The 11,091-nt window shown below is 70.9% G+C and carries 9 protein-coding genes and 1 pseudogene; all 10 read left to right on the plus strand.

Annotated elements, in window-relative coordinates; all coding sequences use genetic code 11:
- Positions 1-461 precede the first annotated feature (461 nt).
- Positions 462-2,534, plus strand: coding sequence for an excinuclease ABC subunit UvrC (uvrC, locus tag ACIP67_RS32940; protein WP_401696688.1), 2,073 nt, complete (start codon positions 462-464; stop codon positions 2,532-2,534).
- Positions 2,531-3,649, plus strand: coding sequence for an RNase adapter RapZ (gene rapZ / locus ACIP67_RS32945; protein ID WP_401696690.1), 1,119 nt, complete (start codon positions 2,531-2,533; stop codon positions 3,647-3,649). The genes uvrC and rapZ overlap by 4 nt, the downstream gene beginning before the upstream one ends.
- Positions 3,646-4,713 carry a uridine diphosphate-N-acetylglucosamine-binding protein YvcK gene (gene yvcK, locus ACIP67_RS32950; protein WP_401696693.1) on the plus strand — a complete coding sequence of 356 codons (1,068 nt, stop codon included), beginning with the start codon at positions 3,646-3,648 and terminating at the stop codon, positions 4,711-4,713. The genes rapZ and yvcK overlap by 4 nt, the downstream gene beginning before the upstream one ends.
- A complete protein-coding gene (gene whiA, locus ACIP67_RS32955) occupies positions 4,704-5,693 on the plus strand; it encodes a DNA-binding protein WhiA (RefSeq protein WP_385064485.1) in 990 nt (329 codons plus the stop codon). The genes yvcK and whiA overlap by 10 nt, the downstream gene beginning before the upstream one ends.
- 696 nt (positions 5,694-6,389) lie before the next feature.
- Positions 6,390-7,397: a type I glyceraldehyde-3-phosphate dehydrogenase gene (gene gap / locus ACIP67_RS32960; RefSeq protein WP_389511462.1), complete on the plus strand. Its 1,008-nt coding sequence runs from the start codon at positions 6,390-6,392 to the stop codon at positions 7,395-7,397.
- A 135-nt stretch (positions 7,398-7,532) separates the two neighbouring features.
- A complete protein-coding gene (locus tag ACIP67_RS32965) occupies positions 7,533-8,744 on the plus strand; it encodes a phosphoglycerate kinase (RefSeq protein WP_401696695.1) in 1,212 nt (403 codons plus the stop codon).
- A 5-nt stretch (positions 8,745-8,749) separates the two neighbouring features.
- A complete protein-coding gene (tpiA, locus tag ACIP67_RS32970) occupies positions 8,750-9,526 on the plus strand; it encodes a triose-phosphate isomerase (protein ID WP_401696696.1) in 777 nt (258 codons plus the stop codon).
- 107 nt (positions 9,527-9,633) lie between these two features.
- Positions 9,634-9,870: a preprotein translocase subunit SecG gene (gene secG / locus ACIP67_RS32975; RefSeq protein ID WP_385079106.1), complete on the plus strand. Its 237-nt coding sequence runs from the start codon at positions 9,634-9,636 to the stop codon at positions 9,868-9,870.
- Between the two features lie 210 nt (positions 9,871-10,080).
- Positions 10,081-10,416, plus strand: a complete 336-nt coding sequence (locus ACIP67_RS32980) for an RNA polymerase-binding protein RbpA (RefSeq protein WP_003957010.1) — start codon at positions 10,081-10,083, stop codon at positions 10,414-10,416.
- Between the two features lie 361 nt (positions 10,417-10,777).
- Positions 10,778-11,091, plus strand: a pseudogene (locus ACIP67_RS32985) (glucose-6-phosphate isomerase); the annotation flags it as partial.

Genomic DNA, 11,091 nt, shown 5'->3' on the forward strand with positions numbered 1-11,091 from the left:
CCAGGCCCCGACAACACCTGACGCCCGAACGCGGTCCGCCGGTGGCCGAGTCGGTGCCCCTGCCCACGCCCCGGACACCGCCGGGCCCTCATCGGAGCCGCGGGCCGGCGTGCGCATTCCCTTGGCTGTGGGGGAGCTCCGGGACTCCGACACCGGTTGGGGACCATGAGTCCGGTGGCGGGTGTCACGGTCCCCCGGTGCCGCCCCCGCGCCGCTCGGCCTCGCCCGGCCCCGCTCTCCGCATCACCCCGCCGGGCCGCCCCCCGCGGTCCGTCGCCGCCGGCCCCCTTCCCGGCCGCTCCCGCTCCCGCACCCGCCCCCGTGCTCCTGCTGCCTTCCCGGCATCGTCACACCCCTGGACCGTCCACGGCTCCGCCAACCGAGCGCACCCCCGCCCCTGACGCTCCACGGTTGTCCACAGCCCCGCCGGGCTGTCACTCCGCGCCAGTAGGGTGTGAGACATGGCCGACCCCTCCAGCTACCGCCCCAAGCCGGGACAGATCCCGGACTCTCCCGGGGTCTACAGGTTCCGCGACGAGCACCGCCGGGTGATCTACGTCGGGAAGGCGAAGAGCCTGCGCCAGCGCCTGGCGAACTACTTCCAGGACCTGGCGGGCCTCCACCCGCGCACCCGCACGATGGTCACCACGGCCGCGTCCGTGGAGTGGACCGTGGTGTCCACGGAGGTCGAGGCGCTCCAGCTGGAGTACTCCTGGATCAAGGAGTACGACCCCCGGTTCAACGTCAAGTACCGCGACGACAAGAGCTACCCGTACCTCGCGGTGACGATGAACGAGGAGTTCCCCCGCGTCCAGGTGATGCGCGGCCACAAGAAGAAGGGCGTCAGGTACTTCGGGCCGTACGCGCACGCGTGGGCGATCCGTGACACCGTCGACCTCCTCCTGCGGGTCTTCCCGGTGCGCACCTGCTCCGCCGGTGTCTTCAAGAACGCGGCCCGCACCGGCCGCCCCTGCCTGCTCGGCTACATCGGCAAGTGCTCCGCGCCCTGCGTCGGCCGGATTCCCGCGGAGGAGCACCGCGATCTCGCCGAGGACTTCTGCGACTTCATGACCGGCCGCACCGGCACCTACCTCCGCCGTCTGGAGAAGCAGATGATGGAAGCGGCCGAGGAGATGGAGTACGAGCGGGCCGCCCGTCTGCGCGACGACATCGAGGCTCTGAAGAAGGCCATGGAGAAGAACGCGGTGGTGCTCGCCGACGCCACCGACGCCGACCTCGTCGCGGTCGCCGAGGACGAGCTGGAGGCCGCCGTCCAGATCTTCCACGTCCGCGGCGGACGCGTACGCGGTCAGCGCGGCTGGGTGACCGACAAGGTCGAGGAGATCACCACCGGCGCCCTCGTCGAACACGCCCTCCAGCAGCTCTACGGCGAGGAGACCGGCGACGCCGTCCCCAAGGAGGTTCTCGTCCCGGCCCTCCCCGAGCCCGTGGGGCCCGTCCAGGAGTGGCTCACCGCACGCCGCGGTTCCAACGTCTCCCTGCGCATCCCGCAGCGCGGCGACAAGCGGGCCCTCATGGAGACCGTCGAGCGCAACGCCCAGCAGGCGCTCGTCCTGCACAAGACCAAGCGCGCCTCCGACCTGACCACGCGCTCGCGCGCCCTGGAGGAGATCGCCGACGCCCTCGACCTCGACAGCGCCCCCCTGCGCATCGAGTGCTACGACGTCTCCCACCTCCAGGGCGACGACGTGGTGGCGTCCATGGTGGTCTTCGAGGACGGTCTGGCCCGCAAGAGCGAGTACCGCCGCTTCCAGATCAGGGGCTTCGAGGGGCAGGACGACGTCCGTTCCCTGCACGAGGTGATCACCCGCCGCTTCCGGCGCTACCTCGTGGAAAAGGAGAGGACGGGGGAGTGGACCGACGGCGAGCCCGGTGCCGACGGAGCCCTGCCCGACGCCCCCGTCCACACCCTCACCGAGGACGACGCCCGGCCCAAGCGCTTCGCCTACCCCCCGCAGCTCGTCGTCGTCGACGGCGGCCGCCCACAGGTCGCGGCGGCCCGGCGGGCCCTGGACGACCTCGGGATCGACGACATCGCCGTCTGCGGCCTCGCCAAGCGACTGGAGGAGGTCTGGCTGCCGGACGACGACGACCCCGTCGTGCTGCCCCGTACCAGTGAGGGCCTCTACCTCCTCCAGCGCGTCCGCGACGAGGCCCACCGCTTCGCGATCACCTACCAGCGCACCAAGCGCGCCAAGCGGTTCCGCTCCGGCCCCCTGGACGACGTCCCGGGGCTCGGCGAGACCCGCAAACAGGCATTGATCAAACACTTCGGCTCGGTGAAGAAACTGCGTTCCGCGACGCTCGACCAGATCTGCGAGGTACCGGGCATAGGTCGCAGGACGGCCGAGACGATCGTCGCGGCCCTCACCCGCGCGGTTCCGGCCGCACCCGCCGTGAACACGGCGACCGGAGAAATCATGGACGAGGAGGAGCCCGGCACGACGGCGGGCTCCCCCGGGGAACCCGCCACCACGGGCGCCCCGCACGAACGACGGGGGCAGGAGACATGACCGAGCACGACGCGCAGCACACAGCCGACCCAGGTCGCACGCCCGCGGTGAACCAGGACCAGCCGCCCGCGGCGAACCAAGATCAGAAGCTCACAGCGTCCTCCCAGTCACCGCCCAGGCGGACAGGCGAGGATGCCACCCGGCACGACGCCGCCGCGCCCGACACGGGCCACGGCAGCGCCGAGCACACCGCAGGCCACGAAGACGGAGCGCAGGTGAGTACGGACGTGACACCACCCGGTATCCCGGAGGCGGCCATCCCCGAGCTGGTGATCATCTCCGGTATGTCCGGGGCGGGCCGCTCGACGGCCGCCAAGTGTCTGGAGGACCTCGGCTGGTTCGTCGTCGACAACCTCCCGCCCGCGCTGATCCCCACCATGGTGGAGCTCGGCGCCCGCTCCCAGGGCAACGTGGCACGCATCGCGGTCGTCGTCGACGTCCGCGGCCGGCGCTTCTTCGACAACCTCCGTGAGTCCCTCGCCGACCTGGAGGCGCGGAACGTCACCCGGCGGATCGTCTTCCTGGAGTCCTCCGACGAAGCCCTGGTGCGCCGCTTCGAGTCCGTGCGCCGTCCGCACCCCCTCCAGGGTGACGGCCGCATCGTCGACGGCATCGTCGCCGAGCGCGAGCTGCTGCGCGAACTGCGCGGCGACGCCGACCTGGTGATCGACACCTCCAGCCTCAACGTGCACGAACTGCGCGCCAAGATGGACGCCCGGTTCGCCGGCGAGGAGGAGCCCGAGCTGCGGGCCACGGTCATGTCCTTCGGCTTCAAGTACGGCCTCCCCGTCGACGCCGACCTCGTCGTGGACATGCGGTTCCTGCCCAACCCGCACTGGGTCCCGGAGCTGCGCCCCTACACCGGCCTGAACGAGGAGGTGGCGACGTACGTCCTCAACCAGCCCGGCGCCAAGGAGTTCCTCGACCGGTACGCGGAGCTCCTCCAGCTGATCGCCGCGGGCTACCGCCGGGAGGGCAAGCGGTACGTGACCATCGCGGTCGGCTGTACGGGCGGCAAGCACCGCTCGGTCGCGATGTCGGAGAAGCTCGCCGCGCGGCTCGCGGCCGAGGGCGTGGAGACGGTGGTCGTACACCGGGACATGGGACGGGAATGACAGGACGTACACCGCGGCTTGGCCGGCTGCGCAGGGCGATGCCCGAAGGGCGCGTGAGCCGGCCGGCCGTGGCCCGGGGCGGCAAACCGCGCCGCCGCGGCACCCAGCCGAAGGTCGTCGCCCTCGGGGGCGGCATGGGCCTGTCGGCCTCGCTCGCCGCGCTGCGCCGGATCACCGGTGACCTCACCGGCGTCGTCACGGTCGCCGACGACGGCGGCTCCAGCGGGCGGCTGCGCGACGAGCTGGGCGTGCTGCCGCCCGGCGACCTGCGCAAGGCACTGGCCGCGCTGTGCGGCGACGACGACTGGGGCCAGACCTGGGCCCGGGTCATCCAGCACCGCTTCCAGTCGCAGGGCGAGATCAACGGCCACGCGGTCGGCAACCTGCTGATCGTCGCCCTGTGGGAGCAGCTCGGCGACCATGTCCAGGCCCTGGACCTGGTCGGCAAGCTGCTCGGCGCGCAGGGGCGCGTGCTGCCCATGTCCGCCGTACCGCTGGAGTTGCAGGCCCTGGTCAAGGGGCACGATCCCGCGCGTCCCGAGGACATCGACACCGTGCGGGGACAGGCGACCGTCGCGCTGACGACCGGCGAGGTGCACTCGGTGCACCTCGTGCCGTCCGATCCGCCGGCCGTCCCGGAGGCGGTGGCGGCCGTCCTGGACGCGGACTGGGTGGTGCTGGGGCCCGGCTCGTGGTTCTCCTCGGTGATGCCGCACCTGCTGGTGCCCGAACTGCTGGACGCCCTCACGGAGACGAAGGCACGCCGGGTACTCTCCCTGAATCTGGCGCCGCAGCCCGGAGAAACCGAGGGCTTCTCCCCGCAGCGTCATTTGGAGGTTTTGGGACGACACGCCCCTAAACTCGCCCTGGACGTGGTGCTGGCCGACGAGGCCGCCGTGCCCGACCGCGACTCCCTGACCGACGCCGCCAAGCGGTTCGGGGCCGCGGTCGAGCTGGCGCCGGTGGCCCGGCCCGACGGGACTCCGCGGCATGATCCGGAGCTGCTGGCCGCCGCGTACGACCGTATTTTTCGGATGCATGGAAGGATCGGCCCATGGCGATGACGGCAGCGGTGAAGGACGAGATCTCCCGGCTCCCCGTCACCCGGACCTGCTGCAGAAAGGCGGAGGTCTCCGCCGTCCTGCGGTTCGCCGGCGGCCTTCACCTGGTGAGCGGGCGCATCGTGATCGAGGCGGAGCTGGACACCGCGATGGCGGCCCGCCGGCTCAAGCGGGACATCCTGGAGATCTTCGGGCACAGCTCCGAGCTGATCGTGATGGCGCCCGGCGGGCTGCGCCGCGGCTCCCGCTACGTCGTGCGCGTGGTCGCGGGCGGTGACCAACTGGCCCGCCAGACCGGACTGGTGGACGGCAGGGGCCGGCCGATCCGGGGTCTGCCCCCGCAGGTGGTCTCGGGCGCGACCTGTGACGCGGAGGCTGCCTGGCGCGGCGCCTTCCTGGCACACGGCTCGCTCACCGAGCCGGGCCGTTCCTCCTCCCTGGAGGTGACCTGCCCCGGCCCGGAGGCGGCGCTGGCCCTCGTGGGCGCCGCCCGCCGGCTGTCCATCGCCGCGAAGGCCCGTGAGGTGCGCGGCGTCGACCGGGTCGTGGTCCGCGACGGCGACGCCATCGGTGCCCTGCTCACCCGCCTGGGCGCGCACGAGTCGGTGCTGGCCTGGGAGGAACGCCGGATGCGCCGCGAGGTGCGTGCCACGGCGAACCGTCTCGCCAACTTCGACGACGCCAACCTGCGCCGCTCCGCCCGGGCCGCCGTCGCCGCCGGAGCCCGTGTGCAGCGGGCCCTGGAGATCCTCGGGGACGAGGTGCCCGAACACCTCGCGGCGGCCGGCCGGCTGCGCATGGAGCACAAGCAGGCCTCCCTGGAGGAACTGGGTGCGCTCGCCGACCCCCCGCTGACCAAGGACGCGGTCGCCGGCCGGATCCGCCGGCTGCTGGCGATGGCCGACAAGCGGGCCTCCGACCTCGGCATCCCGGGCACCGAGGCCAACCTCAGCGAGGAGCTCGCCGACAACCTGGTGGGCTGAGCGGGCGGAACCGGCGCCCCGCCCGCCCCGGTCGCCGGACCTCCCGGGCACGGCACGCCACCGGGCCCGCCGCACGCCGCCCGGGACACCGGCCTAACACCGGCCTCCCGGCTCACCGGCCTCCCGGCTCACCGGCCGGGTCGGCCGCCACCTGCCCCAGCCCGTCGACACGCCGGTACCGAAGCCCGTCGAGGCCGTCGGCGCCGGCGTCCTTCCGTGGAACCGGACCCCGCACGCCGAGACGTTCCCGCGCCACCCCGAGGCGACGCTCTCCCGTATCACCGGCCGTGGCTCCGGCGGCCGCAGAGCCCTGCCCGGCCCTGCCTCGCTCGTCCCGGACGACACCGTGCCACCCGGCTTCGGCCCGGAGCACAGCCGCAGCCCCCGGCGCGCACAGCCGCAGCCCTCGGCGCACAGCGCTCACAGGAAGGAGGCTCGCCTCAGGTGAGAAGACGACACGCTGAGGTCAACACCGCCCGACCCATCGTGACCTAAATGAGCGACAAACGAGCGGGCGTGAGCTCAGACTCGGGCGGTCCGTACCTCTACTGGTGGGTACGGGCCGTCCTGCCGTGTATGGGACAAGTCGATGTCACCCCGGAGGCCGCGGAGAGGTAGGGTCGTGGGTGGTCGGGGACATCCCAAATACAGCTCGCCGGCACCGCATGGCCGGCGTACCAACGAGGAGATCGGTTCGTGACGATCCGCGTAGGCATCAACGGCTTTGGCCGCATCGGTCGTAACTACTTCCGCGCGCTGCTGGAGCAGGGTGCTGACATCGAGATCGTGGCTGTCAACGACCTGGGTGACACCGCGACCACCGCTCACCTGCTCAAGTACGACACCATCCTGGGCCGCCTCAAGGCCGAGGTGTCGCACACCGCCGACACGATCACCGTCGACGGCCACACCATCAAGGTCCTTTCCGAGCGCAACCCCGCCGACATCCCGTGGGGCGAGCTGGGCGTCGACATCGTCATCGAGTCGACCGGCATCTTCACGAAGAAGGCCGACGCCGAGAAGCACCTCGCCGGCGGCGCCAAGAAGGTCCTCATCTCGGCTCCGGCCAAGGACGAGGACATCACCATCGTGATGGGCGTCAACGAGAACAAGTACGACGCGGCCAACCACCACGTCATCTCGAACGCCTCCTGCACCACCAACTGTGTGGCGCCGATGGCCAAGGTCCTCGACGAGAACTTCGGCATCGTCAAGGGCCTGATGACCACGGTCCACGCGTACACGAACGACCAGCGCATCCTGGACTTCCCGCACTCCGACCTGCGTCGCGCCCGCGCCGCCGCGGAGAACATCATCCCGACCACGACGGGTGCCGCCAAGGCCACCGCCCTGGTCCTGCCGCAGCTCAAGGGCAAGCTCGACGGCATCGCGATGCGCGTCCCGGTCCCCACCGGTTCGGCCACCGACCTGGTGGTGGAGCTGGAGCGCGAGGTCACCAAGGACGAGGTCAACGCCGCGTTCAAGAAGGCCTCCGAGGGTGAGCTCCAGGGCTACCTGTCCTACACGGAGGACCCGATCGTCTCCTCCGACATCGTCAGCGACCCGGCCTCCTGCACCTTCGACTCCTCCCTGACCATGGTCCAGGAGGGCAAGTCGGTGAAGATCCTCGGCTGGTACGACAACGAGTGGGGCTACTCCAACCGCCTCGTCGACCTCACGGTCTTCGTCGGCGGCCAGCTCTGACCGACAGAGCGGGCAGCTCGATGTGAGAGCAGGGCTCGGGCAGCGCAGGGACGCGCTGCCCGAGCCCTGACTCACGTACGGATCGAGCCTCTCTACGATCACGGAGTACCACCAGCCCTCCCGGGAGCAGCTTTCATGAAGACGATCGACGAACTCCTCTCCGAAGGTGTGGCCGGCCGGCGGGTCTTCGTCCGCGCCGACCTGAACGTGCCGCTCGACGGCACCACCATCACCGACGACGGCCGCATCCGCGCCGTGCTGCCGACCGTCAAGGCCCTCGCGGACGCGGGCGCCAAGGTGGTCGTCGCCTCACACCTGGGCCGCCCCAAGGGCGCCCCGGACCCGGCCTTCTCGCTCGCCCCCGCGGCCGCCCGCCTCGGTGAACTCCTCGGCTCCGCCGTGGCGTTCGCGACCGACACGGTCGGCGAGTCCGCCCGTGCCACCGTCGCGGACCTCGCCGACGGCCAGGTCGCCGTCATCGAGAACCTGCGCTTCAACGCGGGCGAGACGGCCAAGGACGACGCCGAGCGCGGCGCGTTCGCCGACCAGCTCGCCGCACTCGCCGACGTCTACGTCGGTGACGGCTTCGGCGCGGTGCACCGCAAGCACGCCTCGGTCTACGACCTGCCCGCCCGCCTGCCGCACGCCGCCGGCTTCCTCATCGCCACCGAGGTCGGCGTGCTGAAGAAGCTCACCGCGGACGTGCAGCGCCCCTACGTCGTCGCCCTGGGCGGCGCCAAGGTCTCCGACAAGCTCGCCGTCATCGACCAGCTGCTCGGCAAGGCCGACCGGATCCTCATCGGCGGCGGCATGGCCTACACCTTCCTCAAGGCCAAGGGCCACGAGGTCGGCGTCTCCCTCCTGCAGGAGGACCAGGTCCCGGTCGTCACCGAGTACATCGAGCGCGCGGAGAAGACCGGCGTCGAGCTGGTCCTGCCCGTGGACGTGCTGGTCTCCACGGAGTTCCCGGACCTGAAGACCAAGGCCCCGGCCCATCCCACCACCGTCGCCGCGGACGCGATCCCCGCCGACCAGGAGGGTCTGGACATCGGCCCCGAGACCCGCAAGCTGTACGCCTCGAAGCTCGCCGACGCGGCCACCGTGTTCTGGAACGGTCCGATGGGCGTCTTCGAGCACCCCGATTACGCCGAGGGCACCAAGGCGGTCGCCCAGGCCCTCATCGACTCCCCGGCCTTCACGGTCGTCGGCGGCGGCGACTCCGCCGCGGCCGTCCGCCTCCTGGGCTTCGACGAGACCGCATTCGGCCACATCTCGACCGGCGGCGGCGCCTCCCTCGAATACCTCGAGGGCAAGACGCTCCCCGGCCTCGCCGCACTGGAGGACTGACCCAGATGAGCACGCGCACGCCGCTGATGGCGGGCAACTGGAAGATGAACCTCAACCACCTGGAGGCCATCGCCCACACCCAGAAGCTCGCCTTCGCCCTGGCCGACAAGGACTACGAGGCCGTCGAGGTCGCCGTCCTGCCGCCCTTCACCGATCTGCGCTCCGTGCAGACCCTGGTCGACGGCGACAAGCTGAAGATCAAGTACGGCGCCCAGGACATCTCCGCGCACGACTCCGGTGCCTACACCGGAGAGGTGTCCGGCTCGATGCTGGCCAAGCTGAAGTGCACGTACGTGGCGATCGGCCACTCCGAGCGCCGCCAGTACCACGCCGAGACCGACGAACTGGTCAACGCCAAGGTCAAGGCCGCCTACAAGCACGACCTCACCCCGATCCTGTGCGTCGGCGAGGAGCTGGAGGTCCGCGAGGCGGGCAACCACGTCTCCCACACCCTCGCCCAGGTCGAGGGCGGTCTGAAGGACATCCCGGCCGAGCAGGCCGAGACGGTCGTGGTCGCCTACGAGCCCGTGTGGGCCATCGGTACCGGCAAGGTCTGCGGCGCCCAGGACGCCCAGGAGGTCTGCGCCGCCATCCGCGGCAAGATCGCCGAGCTGTACTCCCAGGACGTGGCCGACAAGGTCCGCATCCAGTACGGCGGCTCCGTGAAGGCAGGCAACGTCGCCGAGATCATGGCTCAGGCCGACATCGACGGCGCCCTGGTCGGAGGTGCCTCGCTGGACGCCGACGAGTTCGTCAAGATCGTGCGCTTCCGCGACCAGTGATACCGGCTGTGAGTATGCGGTAGACGCGATCCGTCGTACCCTTGCGGGGGCGCGGCGCCGTCGCTGCGCCCCCGTCGTCATCCGAATCCGAGGAAGTTGGTCCAGCCGTGGTTTTGGGGTTCTCGATCGCCCTGATCGTCTTCAGCCTGCTGCTGATGCTGCTGGTGCTGATGCACAAGGGGAAGGGCGGCGGCCTCTCCGACATGTTCGGTGGCGGCATGCAGTCCTCCGTCGGCGGCTCCTCGGTCGCCGAGCGCAACCTCGACCGCATCACCCTCGTGATCGGTCTGCTCTGGTTCGCGTGCATCGTGGTCCTCGGCATCCTGATGAAGACGAACAGCTGATCGACGAAGCGTGCAGACGCACATTCCGTACGTAACGCCCCATGTTCGGTACGCGCAGCTGAGCGCGGCCTATCATGGGGCTTGCGTCTATGTGTGGGGGCTGTAACTCCAATCACTGGACGCGCGTTGGGCCTTACGTAGACTGAGGCGCTCGCGGCGAAGCGAAACGCCGACTCGCTTCGCGGCACCATCACGCAGGGAGTTACGACCGTGGCAAGTGGCAACGCGATCCGAGGAAGCCGGGTCGGGGCGGGGCCGATGGGCGAGGCCGAGCGCGGCGAGTCCGCGCCGCGTCTGCGCATCTCCTTCTGGTGCTCCAACGGGCACGAGACGCAGCCCAGCTTCGCCAGCGACGCGCAGGTGCCCGATACCTGGGACTGCCCGCGCTGCGGCTTCCCTGCCGGCCAGGACCGGGACAACCCGCCGGACCCGCCGCGCACCGAGCCCTACAAGACGCACCTCGCCTATGTGCGGGAGCGGCGCAGCGACGCGGACGGCGAGGCGATCCTCGCCGAGGCGCTCGCCAAACTGCGGGGCGAGATCTAGGAACTGACGACCGGCCAGGTGCCCACGGGGCGCCTGGCCGGAGCCGTGTCACCGCCGTCACCCGCGACGGCCCGTCATGTCCGGCCGTCCCCCGCGAAGGCCCTCATGTCCGGCCATCGCCCGCCACGGCGGCCCGCCGTGGCCCGCGATGGCCTGCCATGCTGGTCGCCGTCGCCAGCGGCCTTCTTCGTTCTGGCCGTCGCCGCGCTGATACCCGCGCGCCGCCCGGACGTACCTGTTGTTGCACCGCAGGACGACGCCGCAACACGTCACCCAATGCGCTGATCAACTAGGTTGGGACCGGCAGCGGGGCAGGTAGTACGCAGCAGGACAGGTGTAGGAAAGAAGGCTGAAGTCCGACATGAACGCAGACGTCCGTTCCAGGCTCCACCAGACGCCCGAGTGGACCGCACTGGCCAAGCACCGCGACGAACTCGGCGAGGTGCGGCTGCGGGAGCTGTTCGCCGCCGACCCCGGACGCGGCAGCGGGTACACCCTGCAGGTCGGTGACCTGCACATCGACTACTCCAAGCACCTGATCACCGACGAGACGCTGCGGCTGCTGCGCGAGCTGGCCGCTGCGACCGGTGTGTTCGGCCTGCGGGACGCCATGTTCCGTGGCGAGCGGATCAACACCACCGAGCAGCGGGCGGTGCTGCACACCGCGTTGCGGGC

This window comes from Streptomyces sp. NPDC088812 (assembly GCF_044750285.1).
GTDB lineage: Bacteria > Actinomycetota > Actinomycetes > Streptomycetales > Streptomycetaceae > Streptomyces.

Excerpts from the sequence above, each read along its gene's own strand:
- tpiA (WP_401696696.1), top strand. The coding sequence starts at position 8,750 with ATGAGCACGCGCACGCCGCTGATGGCGGGCAACTGGAAGATGAACCTC.
- rapZ (WP_401696690.1), top strand. The coding sequence starts at position 2,531 with ATGACCGAGCACGACGCGCAGCACACAGCCGACCCAGGTCGCACGCCC.
- whiA (WP_385064485.1), top strand. The coding sequence starts at position 4,704 with ATGGCGATGACGGCAGCGGTGAAGGACGAGATCTCCCGGCTCCCCGTC.
- yvcK (WP_401696693.1), top strand. The coding sequence starts at position 3,646 with ATGACAGGACGTACACCGCGGCTTGGCCGGCTGCGCAGGGCGATGCCC.
- ACIP67_RS32965 (WP_401696695.1), top strand. The coding sequence starts at position 7,533 with ATGAAGACGATCGACGAACTCCTCTCCGAAGGTGTGGCCGGCCGGCGG.
- uvrC (WP_401696688.1), top strand. The coding sequence starts at position 462 with ATGGCCGACCCCTCCAGCTACCGCCCCAAGCCGGGACAGATCCCGGAC.